At 68.4% G+C, this 20692-nt stretch carries 17 protein-coding genes; 7 read left to right on the top strand and 10 right to left on the bottom strand.

Going from position 1 to position 20692, the window contains the following annotated elements:
• Window positions 1-32: 32 nt before the first annotated feature.
• Genes VFQ05_05470 through VFQ05_05460 form a run of 3 tightly spaced genes read right to left on the bottom strand, consistent with a single transcriptional unit; the run spans window position 33 to window position 3434 of the window.
• Window positions 33-1055 carry an RnfABCDGE type electron transport complex subunit D gene (locus VFQ05_05470; protein ID HET9326205.1) on the bottom strand — a complete coding sequence of 341 codons (1023 nt, stop codon included), beginning with the start codon at window positions 1053-1055 and terminating at the stop codon, window positions 33-35.
• Between the two features lies 1 nt (window position 1056).
• Window positions 1057-2409 (bottom strand): electron transport complex subunit RsxC, encoded by a 1353-nt coding sequence (rsxC, locus tag VFQ05_05465; protein HET9326204.1) that lies wholly within the window; start codon window positions 2407-2409, stop codon window positions 1057-1059.
• 5 nt (window positions 2410-2414) lie between these two features.
• Window positions 2415-3434 carry an FAD:protein FMN transferase gene (locus VFQ05_05460; protein HET9326203.1) on the bottom strand — a complete coding sequence of 340 codons (1020 nt, stop codon included), beginning with the start codon at window positions 3432-3434 and terminating at the stop codon, window positions 2415-2417.
• A gap of 70 nt (window positions 3435-3504) precedes the next feature.
• Between VFQ05_05460 and VFQ05_05455 the strand changes: the two genes are divergently transcribed.
• The 4 genes from VFQ05_05455 to VFQ05_05440 all read left to right on the top strand — a co-directional run bounded on the left by VFQ05_05455 (window position 3505) and on the right by VFQ05_05440 (window position 8339).
• Window positions 3505-3807, top strand: coding sequence for a ferredoxin (locus tag VFQ05_05455; GenBank protein ID HET9326202.1), 303 nt, complete (start codon window positions 3505-3507; stop codon window positions 3805-3807).
• Window positions 3808-3891: 84 nt separating this feature from the next.
• On the top strand, window positions 3892-4518 hold the full coding sequence (locus VFQ05_05450) for a 2-oxoacid:acceptor oxidoreductase family protein (GenBank protein ID HET9326201.1): 627 nt from the start codon (window positions 3892-3894) through the stop codon (window positions 4516-4518).
• A 254-nt stretch (window positions 4519-4772) separates the two neighbouring features.
• Window positions 4773-5453 carry a cytochrome c family protein gene (locus VFQ05_05445; protein HET9326200.1) on the top strand — a complete coding sequence of 227 codons (681 nt, stop codon included), beginning with the start codon at window positions 4773-4775 and terminating at the stop codon, window positions 5451-5453.
• Window positions 5454-5534: 81 nt separating this feature from the next.
• On the top strand, window positions 5535-8339 hold the full coding sequence (locus VFQ05_05440) for a cytochrome c3 family protein (protein ID HET9326199.1): 2805 nt from the start codon (window positions 5535-5537) through the stop codon (window positions 8337-8339).
• 201 nt (window positions 8340-8540) lie between these two features.
• On the opposite strand, the gene nrfD is transcribed toward VFQ05_05440, so the two are convergent.
• From nrfD to VFQ05_05405, 7 genes are all read right to left on the bottom strand, one after another.
• Window positions 8541-9749, bottom strand: coding sequence for an NrfD/PsrC family molybdoenzyme membrane anchor subunit (gene nrfD / locus VFQ05_05435; GenBank protein ID HET9326198.1), 1209 nt, complete (start codon window positions 9747-9749; stop codon window positions 8541-8543).
• A complete protein-coding gene (locus tag VFQ05_05430) occupies window positions 9746-10543 on the bottom strand; it encodes a 4Fe-4S dicluster domain-containing protein (GenBank protein ID HET9326197.1) in 798 nt (265 codons plus the stop codon). The genes nrfD and VFQ05_05430 overlap by 4 nt, the downstream gene beginning before the upstream one ends.
• Complete coding sequence (locus VFQ05_05425; protein HET9326196.1) at window positions 10540-11274, bottom strand: hypothetical protein; 735 nt, start codon at window positions 11272-11274, stop codon at window positions 10540-10542. The genes VFQ05_05430 and VFQ05_05425 overlap by 4 nt, the downstream gene beginning before the upstream one ends.
• Before the next feature lie 383 nt (window positions 11275-11657).
• Window positions 11658-13532 (bottom strand): cytochrome c3 family protein, encoded by a 1875-nt coding sequence (locus VFQ05_05420; protein HET9326195.1) that lies wholly within the window; start codon window positions 13530-13532, stop codon window positions 11658-11660.
• Window positions 13533-14795 (bottom strand): hypothetical protein, encoded by a 1263-nt coding sequence (locus tag VFQ05_05415; protein ID HET9326194.1) that lies wholly within the window; start codon window positions 14793-14795, stop codon window positions 13533-13535.
• Window positions 14792-15958, bottom strand: a complete 1167-nt coding sequence (locus VFQ05_05410) for a cytochrome b N-terminal domain-containing protein (protein HET9326193.1) — start codon at window positions 15956-15958, stop codon at window positions 14792-14794. The genes VFQ05_05415 and VFQ05_05410 overlap by 4 nt, the downstream gene beginning before the upstream one ends.
• Window positions 15955-16440, bottom strand: coding sequence for a Rieske (2Fe-2S) protein (locus tag VFQ05_05405; protein HET9326192.1), 486 nt, complete (start codon window positions 16438-16440; stop codon window positions 15955-15957). Before VFQ05_05405 ends, VFQ05_05410 begins: the two co-directional genes overlap by 4 nt.
• A 552-nt stretch (window positions 16441-16992) precedes the next feature.
• Between VFQ05_05405 and VFQ05_05400 the strand changes: the two genes are divergently transcribed.
• From VFQ05_05400 to VFQ05_05390, 3 genes are read left to right on the top strand one after another with little or no spacing between them, the layout of a single operon-like run.
• Window positions 16993-17952 carry a cytochrome c3 family protein gene (locus VFQ05_05400; GenBank protein HET9326191.1) on the top strand — a complete coding sequence of 320 codons (960 nt, stop codon included), beginning with the start codon at window positions 16993-16995 and terminating at the stop codon, window positions 17950-17952.
• 13 nt (window positions 17953-17965) lie between these two features.
• Window positions 17966-19513: a hypothetical protein gene (locus VFQ05_05395; protein HET9326190.1), complete on the top strand. Its 1548-nt coding sequence runs from the start codon at window positions 17966-17968 to the stop codon at window positions 19511-19513.
• 59 nt (window positions 19514-19572) lie between these two features.
• The gene (locus VFQ05_05390; GenBank protein ID HET9326189.1) at window positions 19573-20622 is read left to right on the top strand and encodes a hypothetical protein; all 1050 of its coding nucleotides are present in this window, start codon (window positions 19573-19575) and stop codon (window positions 20620-20622) included.
• The last annotated feature ends 70 nt before the right edge of the window (window positions 20623-20692 follow it).

Below are 20692 nucleotides of genomic sequence, written 5' to 3'. Positions count from 1 at the left end.
GGCGATCCGCATCACCTCGTTCCGGTTCCCGTTCACGACGGCGCCCCCGCAAGGACGACCCGCCGGGGCGGGAACCACAGATTGAACGCGGGCACCAGTGCGTTGGCGAGCAGGATCGCGTAACAGATTCCCTCGGGGTACCCGCCGTACAAGCGGATGATCCCGGTCAGCAGCCCGATCGAGAGCCCGAATGCGATCTGACCACCACGCGTGGTGGGGGAGGTGACGTAGTCGGTGGCCATGAAGAAGGCGCCCAGCCACAGCCCGCCGCTCATCATGTGGAGCAGCGCTGCTCCGCTGAAGGCGGTGGCGATCCCGGCGCCCGCGATCACGCTCAAGGGGATGGTGAGGCGGATGATCCCGCGCGCAACCAGCAATGCAGCGCCGAAGGCGATCAGCACGATGGAGACCTCGCCGATCGAGCCGGGACGGAAGCCAAGTGCGAGTCCCGCCCAGGTGTTGCCCGGGACCAGGTGGACGGCGGCGGCAACGCCCTGCTCCCTGAGCGCCGCGAGCGGCGTGGCGCTGGTCACCGCGGCGACCTGAGCGTCGAACCAGGGCCGCGGGGCGGCCCACCCCGCAGACATCGCCAGCGGGAAGCTCGCCGTCATGAAGGCGCGCCCCACCAGCGCCGGGTTGAACAGGTTGTAGCCCAGGCCGCCGAAGATCATCTTGCCGACCAGGATCGCGAACGCGCCGCCCAGCAACGCCTGCCACGGCGGGACCAGCGGTGGCAGGGTGAGGGAGAGGAGGAGCCCGGTACACACCGCGCTGCCGTCGGCCACCGTCGCGCGGCGGCGAAGCAGCCGCAGGGCTCCCCATTCGGCGGCCACGGAGCCCGCGATCGAGGCCGCCATCACTGCCACCGCATTCCACCCGAACACGAAGGCGCCCCACACCGCGAGTGGAGCGAGCGAGCCGTTCACCCACCACATGATGCTGGCGGTGCTCTCGGTGGTGTGCAGGTGGGGGCCGGGGGCCAGCACGAGTGTGCGCGGGCGTGCTGCCGCCTGCTCCCCACCCACCGGCGGCGCGTTTTCGGGCGGGAGATTCATGTCAGACTCCGTGCCCCGCGACACGCCGCAGCGCCGACTTGGCCACCTGCATGAACTGCACGAGCGGCCGGTCCGCCGGACAGACGTAGGTGCAGCAGCCGCACTCGTAGCATTCGTGAGCGCCGAAGGGTGCCGTTTCGAGGGAGCGGCCGGCTTCGACGCGCACCGACACCTGGTCGGGCTCCAGGCCCATCGGGCAGGCTTCCAGGCAGCGCCCGCAATGGATGCACGGACCGTAGCCGTCGATGAGCGGGCCGCGTCCTTCGAGCACCACCAGCCCGTTCATGCCCTTCGTGACCGGCACGTCGAGACGCGGCAGCGTGCGGCCCATCATCGGCCCGCCCGCCACGATCCGGTTGGCGCCCTCCGTCATTCCGCCGCATGAGGCCAGTACTTCGCCGAGCAGCGTGCCGATTGGCACCCGCAGGTTGCGCGGGGTGACGACTCCAGGCCCGGTGACGGTCAGCACGCGGTCGAGCAGCGGCCGACGGAACCGCACCGCGTCGTGCACCGCGACCGCCGTCGCCACGTTCTGCACCAGTACCCCCACCGCGGTCGGCAGCCCCCGGGACGGCACGATGCGTCCAGTCACCGCCGCCACCAACTGGCGCTCTGCGCCCTGCGGGTAGCGCGTCTCGCAGGGGACCACACGGGCGGGGATTTCGCTCCTCCGTTCAACGAGCGCCTGCTGGATTGCCTGGATCGCGAGGGGCTTGTCGGCCTCGACCCCGAACAGCACGCGCGCGGCGCCGACGATGCGCGCCATGAGCAACGCGCCCTCCACCACTTCACCCGCGTGTTCCACCATCACGCGAAGGTCGGCGGTCAGGTAGGGCTCGCATTCGGCCCCGTTGGCGATCAGCGTGTCCACCTTCGTGCCGGGCGGGAGGGTGAGCTTGCGCCAGGTCGGGAACGCCGCCCCCCCGAGCCCAACGATCCCGGCCTCGCGGATGCGGGCGAGGGATTCCATCGGCGGGCAGGTGCGCCAGTCGGAGTCCTCGGGGAACTCCAGCTCCGCCTCGGCATCGTCGGTGCGAGCGATGACGATCGCCGGCGCCATCGCGAGCGTCGGGTGGGGGTGCTTCTCGATCGGCTTGACCTTGCCCGAGATGGTGGCATGGAGCGGGGCACCGGAGTCCACCGCCTCGGCGATCTTCTGCCCGCGCCGCACGCGATCGCCCTTCTTGACCAGCGGCTCGGCGGCGGCGCCGATGTGCTGGAGGAGCGGCAGCCGCACCTCCGCCGCCGGCGGCGGCGACTCGATCGGACGCCACGAAGTGGCCTGTTTGTGCGGGTCCGGGTGAATGCCGCCCCGGCCGAAGGTGTGGAGCTCGCGGAGGACGGTGGTGGGCATGGCGCTCAGCCGATCACGTGCACGGCAAGTGGCTCGGGCCAGGCGCGGACGGCTTCTGCGCCCAGCAGGAAAGCAACCGTCGAGGTCCCGTCGGCATCGGTGCCGGAGCGCGCGAGAACCGTGGCGCTGAGCGGGCCGTTGGCCGGCCGCCCACGCCGCGCGTCGAGCAGGTGGCCGACCCGCACGCCACCCACGAGGTGGTGCTGCTCGGTGTTGCCGCTGGTGGCGACCGCCTGATCGCGCAACGTGAAGACTCGATCGATGGCTCCGCTCACCGGGTGAACGGCGCCCACCGGCCAGCCCTCCGTGCGCCCGCCCGGTGTGCCCAGGCCGTAGACGTTGCGCCCCACGTCGACCAGGCCCGAGGTAATGCCCTCGGCGCGGAGGGCCGCCACCGCCTGGTCCACCGCCCAGCCCTTGCCGATCGAACCCAGGTCGAGGCCGGCGCCGCGGCGCGCGAGCCCGAGTGTGCCCGCGGCACGGTCGACGAGCACGTGCCGCCAGCCGACCGCGTCGAGGGTCCGCCCGATCTCACGGCTGCCAGGGCAGCGCTCGCGCGTCGCGCCATAGAATCCGTACAGGCGCATGAGCGGCAGCACGGTCGGGTCGTAGACGCCCCCGGCGCGCTCGGCGCGCCCGCGCGCACGAGTGACCACCTCGAGCACCGCATCGTCCACGGCGATCGCTTCGATGCCGGCCGCGCGGTTGACTCTGGAAAGCTGGCTGTCGACGCGGTGCACGCTCATCTGCCGATCCACGAGATCGATCGCCGCGTAAGCACGGGCGACGGCGCGCTCGGCCATCGCGGGATCGTCGTCGCGAGCGATGATGCGGATCCAGGTGCCGAGGCCGCGACGCTCCACCTCGACGCTGGTGATCGGACCGATACGCACGCGCGAGAGGAAGGGCCCGCACAGCGCGCCAGCCGCAATCACCCCGAGGCCAGCGAGGAAACGCCGGCGGCTGAACCCCGGCGCGGGAGCATCGGGAGACAGAACCCGCAGATCGCGGAACCGGCCCGGCATGGCGTAGGTCGCCTCCTGCCGGGGAGATGAACGGCTACCGCCCTCGCGCCGCCCCCGGGGAACAGACACGATGCCCAAGCCTCCCTGCATAACTTATGCGAGGGGAAATGGTGGTGGTGAGGAAGTGGCTCCATCTGCGGAGGCAGTTTCCAAAGGGAGAGTCGAGATGGCCAAAGTCCCTGATTTCTACGTAGACCCGGACCTTTGCACCGAATGCAACGACTGCATCAAGGCCATGCCGGGGGTCTTCCGGAAGGTCGAAGACGAGGAGGTCGCGGAGGTCTACAACGCCGACCTGGACGAGTCTCACCTGACAGAATTGCAGAAGGTGATGACAGAGTGTCCGGGTCACGCGATCCTGTGGCGAAAGTGAGCCGGCCATGATGGTGCTCGAACCGGGCGTGGCACTGCACGACTCGGTGCTCGAGATGCGCGGCGACGGCAAGGCCGGCGGGGGGTGCTGGCGTTCCAGAGCCTGGCGGCACTGGCGCTGCGCGATTCGAGCCTGCACGTGCAGGAGTGGCCGTTCTTCAGCTCGGCGCGGCGCGGCGCCAACATTCGCTCCTTCCTGCGCATGAGCCGCCGCGCGATCGACGTGGCGTGCGAGGTGACTCGACCCACGATCGCGTTGCTCATGGACGAGTCGGCCGGCCGCTCGGTGGACTTCGCGCAGGGAGTGCCGAGGGGCGGCACGTTCGTGCTGAACACCCGGCGCAGCCCCGAGGACTGCGCGCGGCACTACCGGCTCACCGGGCGCGTGTTCACCGTTCCCGGCGACGACATCGGCACGCGCCACCTGAAGCACCCGATCGGCAACGTCTCCACCTACGTGGCGCTGGTGCTGGCGATCGGTGGGTTCGACCGGCAAGAAATGGTCGATTCGTTTCTCGCCATGCTCGTCAAGCGGCGCATCCCCCAGCTGTCGCGTGACAACCGCACCGCCGATTACGCGCGCAGCGGCTTCCGCCTGCGCTTCGAAGATCCGGCGACCGCGTGCACCGGTTGCGCGCACTGCGTGACGAATTGCCCCGAGGGCATCATCCACTTCCGAACGTCGAGCGGCTCTACGGACTGGCGGAGTTGAAGTAGGCGCATGGCTGTCAAGGGTGGAGGGCGTAGAGAACCCGTCGCCAGCCAATATGGCAGGCATGGCGCACATTGGCAGGTGTCGCGTGGTCGGCTTGAAATCACGGGACTGAATCTCTCGCGATACGTATCAATGGCTTGCACCGGCCGGAGCGGTGGGTCAGACTGCGGCTCGTTGTTTGCCCTTTCCCATGGGTGACGGGCTCCATCGCGCGCTCGGCTGCGGTGGAAACGAACGAGGAGGGTGGTGCGGTGAACCGCTCGAAGATATGGATGAGGCTGCTCCTGGTCGTTCTGGGGATCGCCGTGGCCACTCAGGCCACGAAGCTGTGGGCCTATCCCGAGACGGCGCGCCAGCAGAAGGCGGCCGCCTGCGCGTCGTGCCACACGAACGTCGCCGGGGGGGCTGCCCTGAACGAGGCGGGCGCGGCGTTCAAGGCGGATAACGCGAAGGCGGTGGCGGCCGCGGCCAAGGCCGCGCAATACGTGGGCGTCAACAAATGCAAGATGTGTCACGTCAAGCAGCACAAGGCGTGGGCCACGACCGCGCACGCCAAAGCCTGGGCAGGCCTCAAGAAAACGACGCCCGAGAAGGCGGCCGAGATGGCCACCGCGCTGAAGGTCGAGATCAAAGGCTCGCCGGCGACCACCGAGGGCTGCGTGAGCTGCCACGTCACCGGCTTCCAGCTCGCGGGTGGCTACCCGCAGGCCGACACCGCCAAGGCGGCCAACGTCGTCAACGTGACCTGCGAGGGGTGCCACGGGCCCGGCAGTCTGCATGTGACTGCCCCGGCGGCCGAGAAGAAGAAGACCATCAACCGGGCCGTGACCGCCAACATGTGCAAGCAGTGCCACACTCCCGCGACCAGTCCGAAATTCGACTTCGCCGAGTACTCCAAACGCGGGGTGCACACAGTCGCGGCAGCCAAGTAGTCCGCCTGGGCCGCATGCCCGGCGAGCGGTCCCCCGCACAGAGGCGGTGAGAACGTGGGCGGCGGGGTGAGCAGGGGCGGCGTGAGGGTGCGTCACGGCCTGGCGTCGCTCCTCGTCATTGCGACCATCGCGCTCGCCGTGTACGCCTGGAGCGCGCCGGCGAGTGCGCCGCCGCCCGCGGCCGGCCCCCCGGACTCGGAAGAGTGCGGGATGTGCCACCAGCCGGGGCCCTCGACCGGCAGGCGCGTCCCCGACGAGCCGCCCAACTACAACGCTGCCGCCCTCCGGAGCTCGCCCCACGCAGGGCTCGCGTGCACCTCCTGCCACCAGGATCTCCACGGCAAGGAATTCCCGCACGCGCCGAAACTGGCCAAGGTCGAATGCGGCAACTGCCACGCTGCGGAGCACGGCCAGTACGCCGAGAGCATCCACGGCCGGGCGGCGGCCCGCGGGGAGAAGCTCGCGCCCTCGTGCAAGAGCTGCCACGGCGGGCACGACGTGATGAGGGCACGCGAACCGCGTTCGCCGACCCACGTCGTCAGCATCCCGTTGCTGTGCGGGCGCTGCCACCACGAAGGCTCGCCGGTCCAGATCAAGTACAACATCCCGCAGGACTCCATCCTGGCCAACTACTCGGAGTCCATTCACGGCGAGGGGTTGTACCGCAAGGGGCTGTTGGTGACGGCCGTGTGCACGTCGTGCCACACGGCCCATCAGGTGCTGCCGCATACCGACCCACGCTCGAGCATCGCGCGCCAGAACGTGGCCAAGACCTGCACGCAGTGTCACGTCCGGATCGAGGAGGTGCACCGCAAGGTGGTGCGGGGCGAGCTGTGGGAGAAACAGGCGCACGTGATCCCGGCGTGCGTGGACTGCCACCAGCCGCATCGCGCACGCCGCGTGTTCTACACCCAGGGGATGGCCGACCAGGACTGCCTCTCCTGCCATGAGCGCCCGGGTCTGCGCGCCGCGGACGGGCGGTCGATGCACGTCCGAGCCGGCGAGCTAGCCGACTCGCGGCACGCCCGAGTCGCCTGCGCCCAGTGTCACACCGGGGTCACCGCATCCGAGCAGCGCCCGTGCCGAACGGTGATCGCCAAGGTCGACTGCTCGGTGTGCCACGCCGACCAGGTGGACACCTGGCGGCGCAGCACTCATGGGATGCTGACCGCGAAGGGGAGCCCGGACGCTCCCGACTGTGCCGAGTGTCACGGCACTCATGGCGTGCAGGGCCATCTGCAGACCCACTCGCCGACCTACGCGCGCAACGTGCCGGAGCTGTGCGGTCAATGCCATCGCGCCGGGCAGAAGGCGGCGGTCCGCTACCAGGGCGGGCAGAAGGAGATCGTCGAGCACTACGTCGAGAGCATCCACGGCAAGGGGCTCCTGAAGAGCGGGCTGGTGGTCACCGCGACCTGCGTGGACTGCCACACCGCGCACGGCGAGCTTCCCAAGAGCGACCCCGCGTCCACCGTCCACCCCGCCAACGTGGCGCGGACCTGCGCCCAGTGCCACCGCGGCATCTACGAGCAGTTCGTGACCAGCATTCACTCGCCCGCCGTCTCCAAGTCGAAGGAGCGGCTGCCCGGGTGCGCCGACTGCCATAGCGCGCACAGCATCGAGCGCACCGATCGCCAGGACTTTCGGCTCGAGATCATGAGCCAGTGCGGACAGTGCCATCAGGACTTGGCCAGGACCTACTTCGACACCTATCACGGCAAGGTCTCGAAGCTTGGCTACCTCAAGACCGCGAAATGCTACGACTGTCACGGTGCCCACGACATCCTGCCGCCGTGGGAACCGAAGTCCCACCTGAGTCGCGCCAACATCGTCGCCACCTGCAACCGCTGCCATCCGGGTTCGAACCGGCGCTTCGCGGGCTACCTGACGCACGCCACGCACCACGACCCCAAGCGGTATCCGGCGCTGTTCTGGACCTTCTGGGGCATGACCGGGCTCCTGGTCGGCACCTTCTTGGTGGCCGGGGTCCATACCCTGGCCTGGCTGCCGCGGTCGCTGCGCTACCGGCGCGAACTGAAGCGCACGCACGCCACGGAGTCGGCGGTCCACGTACGGCGCTTCCCGACGCTCTACCGCAACCTCCACCTGGCGGTGATCGTGAGCTTCCTCGGGCTCGCGCTGACCGGCATGACGCTCAAGTTCTCGTACATGACCTGGGCCTGGTGGCTGGCGCGGCTGCTCGGAGGATTCGAGGCCGCGGGGTTCATCCACCGGGTGTGCGCGCTCATCACCTTCGGCTACTTCGGCATCCACGTCTGGGACATGGTGCGCCGCAAGCGAACGAGCGGGGTGTCCTGGCGGCGATTCATCACCGGACCGAGCGGCATGCTCCCCGGCCGCGTCGATCTCAGGGAGTTCTGGCAGTCGGCGAAGTGGTTCCTCGGGCGTGGGAAGCGGCCCGAGTACGGGCGCTGGACGTACTGGGAGAAGTTCGACTACTTCGCGGTTTTCTGGGGTGTCAGCATCATCGGCGCGACCGGGCTGCTGCTCTGGTTCCCCACTTTCTTCACGCGCATCATCCCAGGCTGGCTTCTGAACGTGGCGACCATCATCCATAGCGACGAAGCGCTGCTCGCGGTGGGCTTCATCTTTACCGTGCACTTCTTCAACACCCACTTCCGCCCCGAGAAGTTCCCGATGGACACGGTCATCTTCACCGGCACCGTGCCGCTCGAAGAGTTCAAGAAAGACCGTCCGCGCGAATACCAAGAGCTGCTGGAGAGCGGCGAGCTGCAGCAGCGCCTTGAGCCCGCACCGTCGCCCCAGAAGGTGCACGCTTGGCGCGTGTTCGGCTCCATCGCGCTCGGCATCGGGATTCTGCTGGTGGTGCTCATTCTCTACGCAGCGATCTTCGGGTATCGATGATCGCCGGGCGCGCCCTCACCTGCCGCCGTCATTCCCAGCTTCACCGCCTGCCGCGCTGGCCGGGAGCCTGACAGTCTGGCGTAGCCCAGGTCCGTGCCGGATCTTATGACCGACCGGGAAGCAGTCCGAACCTCCTGTCGCGAGCGACCGGGGTCTGAGGGCCGGGCCCGGGACGCGCGTCCTGGCCGCCGCGCCCGCCCATCACAAGGCCGGCGAAGCCTGCTCCTCCAGCCTGCGCACCGGCAGCACCCATAGCAGGATCGCGAGGAGGACGAACGGGGCGATGAGGAGCACGAGGGCAGTGACGAGCCCCTCGATCCCCAACACCTCCATCTTGTAGGTCATGAGGCCGCGGAAGCTCTTGGAGAAGAGCTGGCCGCCGATCACCACGTTCCAGCGTGTGCTGAAGATGCCGAGCTGGATCAGGATCACGGCCACCAGGTAGACGAGCCGCCGCCGGCCCTCGCCCAGCTTCGCGGCCTTGGCCGCGATGAGCATGCAGAGCGGGACCACCATGCCGACCAGCACCTGGATCACGAACAGGCTCACGAACAGCTTGTTCGAGATGAGCTGGCCCAGTATCCCGACAGACTCCTCGCTCTGGTAGAGGCGGTGGATGAAGTCGAGGGCCTCCAGGGAGAAATCCACGATCACCGCGTAGAAGAGATACGACGTGATCGTGTCCAGGCACTTCATGTCCGTGCGCTCTCTGCGGAGCCAGGTGAGGATCATATAGAGGAGGATGACCATCGCGATCCCCGAGACGATCGCCGACATGAGGAACACGATCGGCATCAGCACGCTGCCCCACCAGGGATTCGCCTTCACCGAACCGAAGATGAACCCCACGTAGCCATGGAGCAGGAACGCGGACGGGATGCCGATCAGCGTGATGATCTTGATCGCCTTGTGGTCGAAGGCGACCGCGTCGTCGCTAATGTCGCTGGAGAACAGCGACAGAGCCCGGTGGACCCAGCGCAGCGGGCTCCTTTCCCCCTGGGCGAGCACGATCAGGTCGCGGCGGAACTCGAACCAGATCTCCAGCAGCAGCACGCCCATGAGATACCAGGCGTAGACGAACCCGAACATGGCCATCGCGGAGGAAAGCTGCGGGGCGAGGAAGATCTCGAACGAGCGCTCCGGGTGGCCGAGGTGGAGGAGCAGCGGGAACGGTGCCACAAGCAGGAACGCGAGCGCGGTGAGCAGTGACAGCCGGTAGGTCGGCCGAACCGCCTCGACGTTGAACACCTTCATGAGCGACGCCAGGATGAACGCCCCCGCCACCAGCCCGGTGAGGTAGGGGTAGACCACGATCAAGATCGACCAGTGGATCTCGACCTCGTTGGGATAGATGAAGCCGGTGACTTGACGCAGCATCTCGGACAGGCCGGGGGGGATTTCGGCGATCATCGGACTTCTCCATCGAGCTGCGAGTAATAGACCTTGGGCTCGGTGTTGAGGTCGGGTTTGAGCACGCTGATCTTGCTCATCCGCTGCATGCGCACGAGGCGGCTGGCCCGGCTCTTGAGGTCGCCGAACACCCGGGCCCCGGTGGGGCACACTTCGACGCACGCCGGCATCAGCCCCTTCACCACGCGGTGGTAGCAGAACGTGCACTTGTCGGCGGTCTTGGTGCGCGGGTTGAGGAAGCGGGCGCCATACGGGCAGGCTTGGATGCAGTAGCGGCAGCCGAGGCAGCGCTCCTGGTCCACGATCACCACGCCGTCCTGGGTCGCGAAGGTCGCTCCTACCGGACACACCTGCACGCACGGCGGATGCGCGCAATGGTTGCAGAGCTTGGGCACGAAGAAAGTGCGGACGACGTCCCGCTTCTCGGCGGGCGGCTCCTCCTGCTGCTTGCCGGGGTTGACGCTGATGCACTCGACCTCGGTCTCGCCGTTGGCGAGAACCGAATAGCGCTCGATCCAGGTGCGGAAGTAGTAGGGCTCGTCGGGGACGTCGTTCTCGGCCTTGCACGCCTCGACGCAGCGATTGCAGCCGATGCACTTGTCGATCTCGATGCCCATGCCGTACCAGTGCTCGGAAGGGTCGTAGTCGCCGAGCCCGATGTCGGTGGGGTCACCCGCGCCGCCAGTCCGCGTGCTATCCGACGCCTTCGCGTGCGACGCGCGGGCGAGAGCGGCGAAGTCGGGGCCGGCGGCGATGAAGAGGATCATCCCCTTAAGGAACTGGCGCTTGTTCATGGGTTCCCCTCGGGCAGGTGCGGGTAGTGGCACTGCCAGCACAGGTAGTGCGAGCCGTGGGTGGCAAGGTCGACCTGGGGCACATTGGATCCATCCGCTCCGCCCGCGTGGCACTGGCCGCAGAACTCGCGCGTCTGGGGCTTGCTGGGCAGCGCGGCGCGCGGCGTGATTTTGTGCTGCTGGCTCGCCTCGTGGCAGGTGGTGCAGGCGAGCGGGGCGTGGCGCGACACCGCTTTGGTGCGCGCGATCTGGGCGTGGCATGCCGAGCACTCCTGCGGCACCTCGGGCGGCACCGGGTCGTGCGCGTTGTGGCAGGCGATGCACGGCAGGCCCTCGTTGTGGAGGGCCGGGTTGATCTGCGGGAACCCGGTCGGACGCGAGCGGTCGTAAGCGTGGCACACTGGGCAGAACGTGCGGTCCCGGGGCGCCACCGGCTTGACGCTCATCGGGTCCTCGGCGTGCCTTGTCGACGGGCCGTGGCAGGTCTCGCAGGCGAGCCCTTTATGGTAGCCGGCGTTCTTGGTCTCGTACACGTCGGAGTGGCACTCGCGGCAGGCGGCCATGCCTGCGAAGTGGACCGGCTTGGCGACCTCGCGCTGGACGGTCGAGGCCCGGTGGAGCGGGGTGGAGAAGTAGGCACGCGGGATGGCGACGAAGCGCAGGAGAACGACTACGCCGATGAGGATCGCGAGTACCAGACCCAGTCGCCTGACCTGCTCTCGGACCGCCATCCGGACCTCGCCGCGTCCGCGAACCACGAACGCCAAAGGTGCGAAACGTACCCCGGGCCCCGAGCCGCGCTGGGCGGGGTCGATGAAGGAAAGCACTTGCCGTACCAAGCAGGCCGCGGGCACCTGGGGACCTGCCCGACATGGGGAATAGCTTGGCCTGACCGCGCGTCCGACACGTTTGGGTCTCGGCCCCGCGACCGTCGCAGGCGAGCCTGCGGCTCTGTCAGGCTGTCACGCCGATTGCCGGATTGGCAGGCCGCGGGCCGCTTGGGTCGTCCTGCGGATGCCGGAACCCCGGGGGGCGAACGGCGCACGGGCTCTCCCCCGACTGAAGCGGCGTCAACATGCGCCAAGGCATGTTGACCCGGCCGGCAGAGACTTGCCTACCCTCCCTCGTGACACTGACCGCAGGCGGTCTTCGCCGGCCGCGGGTCGACCGCACCTGACTCGTGGCAGGTCGCGCACTCGAGACCCTGATCGATGTGCGCCTTGTGCGAGAACTCGCCCCGGAAGCTCGTCACCGTGCGGGTGGTTACATCAACGTGGCACTTGCCGCAGGTTTCGGCCGCGGCGGGGGTCTTCTGGTGATGGCAGGGCACGCAGCCCTTGGCGCCATAGCGGACCACCTCGCCGGGCGCGCGCTCGGCGTGCGGGCGGTGGCAGGTCTGGCAGTCGAGAGCCGCCGTGGCCACGTGCGGCGCATGGGCGAAGGTGCGCGAGCCGAACGCTCCGCTCTGCCGCTCGATCCCCTGGTGACAGGTGAGGCAGTCGACCGAGCCCGCCGCGATGCTCGGCCAGGGACGCTCCAGCGAACCGAGCCGCCGGCTCACGCGCGCCTCGTTCATCTGGTCGTGCGCCTTCTCGAGCAGCGTGTACGCAAAGTTGACGTTGTGGATGCCGTGTCCCTTTTCGACCAGCAGGAAATTGTGGCGGGCGTCCTCCCACGCCGCGGGAGGGGAGACGCCCATCGCGGCGTTGGTCGCGTCCATCTGCGAGCGCAATGCCCCCATGCGCGAGGCGAGCCCCCGCTGCCAGGCGTCGAAGATCTTCTTGTACGCCGGGCCGTGGCACGACATGCACGAGACGCCGCTCGCCCGCGTGGAATGGGTGCCGGCGAGCTCGTTGGAGGCAACGACCGGCGTGAGCGCGGGGTTGTGGCAGCCCTCGCAGGTGACGCCCGCCAGGTACATCGGCCCGGGCATGCGCGGCACTCCGCGCCCACCGATTCCGGCATAAAGATCCTGCTGCGGGGTGTGGCCGGAGCCATGACAGGCCTGGCAGGCCGTGGCGCCCGCATGGGCCGCGGAGAGGGTCGCAGGCATCTGTCCCGTCGGCTGGCCTGCGGTGCCAGCGGCGGCCTGGCTCGCCCCGGGCGGGGGAACGCTGCCGTGCTCGATCTGCAGGTGGCAGTTCATGCAGTCCACTTTGTGCTCGGTCACGTGCTTGCGGTGGAGCAGGTCGCGATCGCCGAGCTCGGCCAGGCGCGAGGGCTGGTTGTGGCAGGTGAGGCAGCGCTCCCGCGGGACGTTGCCCTCGCCGCGCACCACGCCCGCATGGCACGAGCGGCAGTCCATGTCGAGCCGCCTGACCTGGCCGTGATCGAACGCCACGCCGGCGCTGCTCACCACGCGCTCGGGGATCTCGTGACAGGTGAGGCAGCGGCCGGTGCCTTCATTGGGCGGCTGGCCCTTGAAATGGCAGAGCGCGCAGGTCGAGGTGGTGACCGAGATGTGGCTGCCCTGGACGATCTGCGAGTGGCACGAGGTGCAGCGCAAGTTGAGCCCGCGGCGGCTCTCGGTCAGGTGGGGGCGGTGATCGAACATGACGTCGTGGAAGACCTCGCGGCCCTCCAACAGCCGCCGCTCGTGGCAGCGTAGGCAGGCGGCGTCGTCCACCTCGGCCCACGGATTGGTGCTGTAGGTGCCGGTGAAGTACTTGGCCACCATCGAGACCGCCTCGAACTTCTTGCGTACTTCGGAGGTGAGGCCAGGCGCGATGTGGCAATCCACGCACGCCACCTGGTTGTGCTTCGAATGCTTCCAGGACTCGTAGTAGGGCTTCATGATGTGGCAGGTGCCGCAGAATGTGGGCGTCGAGGACGCCTGCACCATGAAGATCATCGCGATCAGGCCGAAACCGAGCACCAGTCCGGCAACCAGCGTCGCGAGCCGGAGCCCGCGCGGCGTCAGTCGTCCGCCCCCCGCGCGGCCGACCCACCGGGCGAGCCGCGAGTCGGGGCCGAGGCCGGGCAGGCGCATCTACTCCTTCCTCGCGGCACGCGACTGGAGACGGCGGAGAACCACCACCGTGAGAGCCACGTAGAACCAGAACACGACCAGGCCCACCTTGCGTGCCTGCAGGTGGCCGAGCTTGCCATAGATCTCGGAGGCCACCTCGGCGCCCACTCCTCGCGCCCGCTCGGTGAGCCCTGCGACCGTCTGCGCCTGCACCGCGTGCGCGGCGGGCAGCGCCTCGCGCAGGTAGGTGCGTGCCTCTTCGAGGCGCGCCCGATAATCCTCGGTCTGGATCGGCACCGCGTCGGCGGTCATCACCAGCGCCGCCGCCTTCTCGATCTGCGAGGCGGCCGCCTTATAGTCGGTCCACATGCGCTCGCCCAGCGCCGACTGCGCCGAACCCGTCCCGTGGCATTCCGCGCAGGCCGAGGCGAGCCGCTGGGTCTCTGCGGCCTTGATCGCGTGATTGCCGTGGCACGAGACACACTCGGGGAGCCCGGCCTTCACCATTCCGTCCAGGTGCGGGCCGGCGGAGAAGTAGCGCCGCTCGGCGGTGTGGCAGTGGCCGCACACCTTGTGCACGTCGCCGGCGCCCGCAGGTGCTGCACCGTGCACGCCGTGGCAGCTCACGCAGGTGGGCGCGCGCGGATTGCCGCGGTCGAACAGCTCGTGCGCGTGGACACTTGTGAGGTAGGTGCGGGAGTCGCCGGCCTTCCCCCGAGCGCGGGTCGTCCGGGTGGTGTCCCCGTGGCAGGTGAGGCAGGTCTTCGGCAGGTTGGTCCGGAACACGCGGCTGGCCGGGTCGGTGGGCGGGAGGATGTCGTGCGCTCCGTGGCAGTCAGAGCACACCGCGACCCGCGCATCGCCCTGCGCCAGGCGGCGCCCGTGACCCGAGGTCTGGTAGAGCGCGTACTGGTCGACCGGCAGGTTGTACGGCCGCATCCGCTCCTGATCTGCGTGGCACGAGGCGCACAGCTTCGGGATGTCGGCGCGCCGCGGCCGGCCGGTGAACCCCGCGCCGTGGGCGACCCGCTGCTCGAGCGAGCGATCGTCGCCGCCATGGCACGAGACGCAGTGCACCTCTTCCTGCGCGTGACTGCTGCGCTCGAACTGGACGCGCTCGCTCGGGTGGCAGACTCCGCAGCGGCCCGCGGCGCGCGAGGCGGCCGCGGGCGGCTGCGCCGCCGGAGGCGTCGCGCCGGGCTGCGCGAGCGCGGGACCGGGCCACGAAGCGGCGAGCGCGACGAGCGCAGCGATCGCGGGGGCGAGAACGACTACCCGTCTCATCGCCGCTCCAGAATTGCGCCCAGGATGCTGAGCCCCGCCCAAACCGCCAGGACCGCGATTCCCACTATGCGCGCGCGCCCCATGCTTCGGCTGGCCGTGTCCCTCGGAGCCCACAGCGGCAGCAGGAGCACCCCGAACGCCACCGCCAGCAGCGCCAGGCCCAGAAGCCACGTCGGCCCCGGGGCGAATTGGATGATCGCGTAGGGCGCCAGCATGTACCACGGCGGTCGCGCGCCGGCCGGCGTCGAGTACGGATCCGCCGCCGTCCCGAAGCGGAATGGGACCATCACCGCAAGGGTGGCGAGCACGCCGAGCATGAGCGCCGTCAGGATCGCCATGCCGTAGAGATGTTCGCGGAACGTGGTCGCGCCGCGCGCGCGGGATTCCGTCACCGGGCTCAGGCCCACCCGTCGGAGGGTCGCGAAGGTGAGGTAGAGGAACACCGCGAACGCGGTCGGCAGCACCAGCAGGTGCAGCACGTAGAAGCGCAGCAGGACGTTCTCATTGATCACTTGGCCGCCGAGGAGGAACGCCAGCATCGAACCCACCACCGGCAGGGCGAACACCACCTCCATGCCGCGCACCGCCGACCAGTAGGCGTGCGAGTCCCAGGTCAGGAGCTTGCCGGTGAAGTCGGACTGGAGGACCAGCCACGCCATCGCCACCGCGCTCCACCACAGCACCTCGCGCGGCGCGCGATAGAGCCCGTCCCAGAAGAAGCGCAGCAGACGCACGACCACGATCATGGCGAGTAGCCAGGCGCCCCAGGCGTGAAGCTGGTGGACCAGCCAGCCGAGCGGCAGGTCGCGCACGATGTCGCGCGTGCTTGCGAACGCCGCTTCCGGAGTCGGGCGGTAGTAATAGGTGAGCAGGACGCCGGTCACCACCTCGAGGCCGAACAGGATGACCGTCAGGAGCCCGAGCAGGCGCGGTCCGCGCGTGTAGGCCGGCACCGGCATCCGCGCCACCTCGCGCACCACTTCTCGCACCGGTCGCGTGTTGTCGACCGGCGTGTAGACCAGCCCGAAATGCGAGAGGAACGAGAAGATCTCGGTGAGATTGAGCCGGTGCTCCAGCCACCCGACCCAGCCGCCGCCTTCGTTTGATGGGCCGCCGGGCCGCGCGCCGCCGCCCGTCGAATCGCCGGCCGGGGCTTCGCTCACAGCTGGACGAACACTTCGCCGGCGCGCACCGACACCGAATAGGATGGCAGAGGACGCGGCGGGGGACCCGAGAGCACCTGGCCCGCGAGGTCGAAGCGGCCGTCGTGGCACGGACAGGTCAGCGCGCGGCGCTCGCGGTCGAATCCCAGGATGCAGCGCACGTGCGTGCACACCGCCGAGAGCGCGACGATCCGCGTGGCGTCGAGCCGCACCACGTAGAAGGGCGAGATCCCGTGGCGCACCAACCGGGCCTCGCCGATCTTGAGGTCCTCGAGGAGCCCGACGCGCACGGTGCGCTCGGCCATGCCTGATCCGTGCTCAGGCGGACGGAGGTAGGCCCCGATCGCCCCGGCGATACCCAAGCCCCACAGCCCGAGGAACGCCTTCGAGAGCAAGTCGAGGAAACGCCTCCGCGTCGGGTGGGACTCGCCGACGCCCGGGGGGGGCCCGGACCGCCCACGGCGCTCGAGATGCTCAGGCATCCGGCCTCCCTGGGGTCGATTCGACGCGACGGCGGCACCAGCGGAACGATCGGTGCCGCATGATAGGCAAGCCGGCCGCGAGCCTCAAGGCCCGAGCCGCGAGTCGTTCAGGGTGCTACGCGTCGGACATCCACCGTGGTAGCCAAAGGTCCCATAGTGCGAGTCGGGGCCAGAGACGAGAATCCCATTGGGATCCTGGGAGTCGCTCTCCCGGTACACCTCACCGAGAAGGGAAGGGCAGCGTGTGCCGTTGGCGGCAGAGAGTAGCCAGGCGCGCCATCCACTTGACACCATGCCCGGAAGGGCTCAGTTTCCCGTCCTATTCTTGTCAAGACCTCTCGAATTCCGAAGTCAATACAGGCACGCGTCACTCGGAGAGCGCTTTGGAGAGCGCCGCACTCACGTCCCGACCCCTCGACTACAGAACGGTGAAGTGCGCGTGCGTGGCTCCGCCCACCCACCTCGGCAATCCCGAACAATTCGAAGCCTCGCCTGTCCATGGCATGGGCAGCACACGCACAGGAGCGGGTTTCGCCGGTGGGGGTGGCCAGAATGTCACGTGAGATTCCGCTCCGGCACTTGCCTCTAATCCTGGTGACCTGCGCGGCCCTCGGAGTGCTCTCCGTCCTCCCGGGGCGCACACCCGGAGCTCAGGATCGGGTGCGCGCGAGTGAGGTGTGCCTCAACTGTCACGGGGGGCAGGACTCGACACTGGCGGGAAGCCCCCACTGGGCGGGGCAGATCCACGAGGGCGCCGCGGCCGTCGTGGCCTGCACCGACTGCCATGCCGGTGACAGCCTGCACTGGCAGGAGGATCCCGCGGCGCATCGGATGACGAACCCCTCGAAGGTGAGTGCCTCCGCCGAAGCGCTGATCTGCTCGACCTGCCACCAGAACTCGCACCAGCAGAACATGGTCGAGAAGAACGTCCATTTGGCGAACAACGTTTCGTGCAGTGGGTGCCACAAAGTCCACGACTCGAAGAACCCCGCGCTCCTCAAGATGGCCCAGGACAAGCTGTGCCTGGATTGCCACGCCAGCGTGGAGGGACAGTTTGCGCGGCCCTACCGGCATCCGGTGCCGGAGGGCGTCCTCCAATGCGTCGATTGCCACAAGACGCTCGACCAGACGTCGCGCGAGTTGTCGTTGAACGGCAAGAACACCGTGTGCTTCAGCTGTCACGGCCAGTTCGCCGGGCCGTTCCCCTTCGAGCACCAGGCCACGCTCGAGCACTCGACGGAGGAGGGCGGCTGCTTGAATTGCCACGAGCCGCACGGGTCGTCCCTGCCACGCATGATGAAGCAGCCCTACGAGCCGCCGCACTACCAGCTCTGCACCCAGTGCCACTCGGTGCCGCGCCACTTCTCGAACACGAATCACGGAACGACTTTCGCGGGAGTGCCCTGCAACGACTGCCACACCGACATCCACGGCTCCTACGACAACCGGCTGCTCGTGCATCCGTCTCTCGAGGCCCAGGGTTGCTTCAACGCGGGCTGTCATCACAACTAGGACGGGGACCGACATGCGAACGCAGAGGACGACGATCCCGATCGCGGCGGCGGCCCTGATGCTGGCAGCGGCCCCGACGCCTGCTGCCACGCTGAGCGGCGCCGTGAAGGTCGGGGGCGTCTATATGGACGAGGTGGGAGACCTCTCCACCGTGCAGGAGACCTACAACCTGGAGGACGGGTTCGCGCTCGCTCGCATCCAGCTCGCCGGGACTCTCGATCCGCGCAGTTCGTTCATGCTCGACCTACGCGATCTAAATTTGCGCTCGCGGGCTGGCGATCTCGCGTATCGCGTGCCGGGCCGGTTCAGGCTGACGGCGGGCTACGACCAGAACCGCTACGTGTTCGACCCCGGGCGCGGCGTCACGTCGGAGCGGAAGGACTGGCACGGCGGGCTGCAATACACCCCGAACCCATGGCTCTCGCTGACGGGCGACTTCAATCACCAGACGCGCCAGGGTGATCGGCTCGCCTACCCGCTCGGCACCGCCAGCGTGCTGGGCAGCCAGTACGACGACGCGTTCATCACCGGTCAGGTCACGGCCGACGTGCGCTCCGGCCGGCGTGGCGGAGGCCTGTCGTTCCGCATGTCGGACTACTCGGACGCGCTCAATGGCGCGGCCGACCGCAAGGGCCAGGTCGTCGCGGCGCGTTTCTACGTGCCGATGCCGTTCTACCAGAGATGGAACAACCTGTTCCGCGGCTCCTACGGCACGCGCGAGCTGTCCGACGGCGGCCTGGAGTACCAGCTCAGCAGCTTCTCGTACACCGGAGTCCTGCAGCCGCGAGATGCCTACGAGGTCCGTTACGTCTTCGACGCGAGCCGCGTGGACGACCAAGCCCTCGACCTCATGACCGATCGGTTCCAGAACGACGTCGACGCGACCTGGTTCCACCGCTACGGCCGCGTGAGCGCAGGATATGGCTACGAGATGAACGACGACGACCGCAGGCTCACCACCTACCAGAGCTGGCGCGCCGGGGCGACCCTCCGCCCCGATCCTCGCTTCAGCGCGCTGGTGGACTACGCCGGTCGCGTCAAGAAGGACCAGGAGGAGCTCACGCTGCTCAAGGACATCGAGGCCTCGCGTCTGCGCGCGAAGCTCGAGTACCGGCACGAGACCTTGACCATCGGCGGCGACTACGCCAAGCGCGAGCGCGAGCTGCCTGACATCGGGGTCACCGTGGATGGGACGGTGGTCGGTGGGTTCGTCCGTTATGAGCTACCGAACTGGGGCGCCGCATCGGCGGACTACCGCCATGCGAACGACGAGTACGTGGACATCCTGGCCGGTTTCGAGACCGAGAGCGACATCGTGACCGGGCGGCTCGAGATCGGGCGGATCCGGAACCTTCGCGTCGCCGGCGGGGTCACCTACCTGAACATGGGCAAGGATCTCGACATCGAGAAGTCGAACGTGTTCGTGGAGGCGGGCCTGACGTTGGTGGGCCGCTACCACCTGGATGCGAAGTACAACTGCTACAACTACGACGACTACATTCTGATCACTCGCTATTACACGGCCAACGTGGTTCGTGTCGAACTCGGTTACGACCTGTGATCCTGACGAGATAAAAGGGGCCATCCATGGTTCCAACGAGGGAGGAGACGGCGATGCCGATGCTCAGACGATTCTCACTCCTCGCGGCGCTCGCCGCCTGGACGATCGCGCTCACCGGGTGCGAGCGAAGTATCAACTTGACCGAGGTGACGCAGGAACCGGAGACCTGCTTCAACTGTCACAGCGACGCGGACACGCGCCTGGTGGACGCGGAGCAGCAATGGGAGAACTCGAGGCACTCGACCGGGTCTACACTCCATGAGAACGACGGAACCTGCAAGGGCTGCCACACCAGCGAGGGCTTCATCGCGCGGGCCACTGGCGTGACGCCGCCCGACGAGATCGTGAACCCGACCGCGATCCACTGCTTCACCTGCCACGCGCCGCACACCAACGGGGACTTCCGGCTGCGCTGGACCACCAACGCCACCCTGGCGAACGGCACGACGTTCAATCTGAACTCCGGGAACACCTGCGTCGCCTGCCATCAGGCGCGCCGCAACGTCAGCGTGTACATCACCGCCCGCACGAACCTGACCAGCCGCTGGGGCCCGCACTACGGCACCCAGGGTGACATGCTGCTCGGGAGCAACGGCTACGAGTACGCCGGCTGGACTTACAGCCGCACCCAGCATCGCGAGGCCACGACCTCGGCCGGCATGGACGGCTGTCTCGAGTGCCACTTCAAGGCCACCAGCCAGTACGTGGTCGGCGGCCACAGCTTCGAGATGCGCGCGATCGCGAACGAGCCGCTGTCCGGCCCGTCCGAGGTCCTGAACGTCGGCGCCTGCCTGCCGTGTCACGGCGCGATCAACGATTTCAACGAGGTCGGCCCCGGCTACTCGGTGCAGGACAGCGTGGACTTCCTGGTGGCCGACCTGAAGAGCCGGCTGGTCACTGCCTCTCTGCTCGACGCGACCAGCGGCCTGCCGCGAACGGTATCAACCTCGGCGGACTCCGCCGGCGCGGTCTGGAACTATCTGGTCGCCAAGTACGATCGCAGCCGCGGCGTCCACAACGCCGAGTACATCATGGGGCTCCTCAACTCCTCGATCTCGTACATCAGCGGCCCCGCCCCGCAGGCGGCGCACTGGGTGGCGCGGAGGTAGACGTCGCGATGGAGAGGAAATGAACGCCAAGACGATCGTGGCGGTGGGTTTGCTGCTCCTGGCGACCGTG

The sequence above is a fragment of the Candidatus Eisenbacteria bacterium genome, from assembly GCA_035712145.1.
Lineage (GTDB): Bacteria > Eisenbacteria > RBG-16-71-46 > RBG-16-71-46 > RBG-16-71-46 > DASTBI01.
Note: the sequence above shows the minus strand (reverse complement) of the source record. Positions and strands in the feature narration are given on the sequence as shown.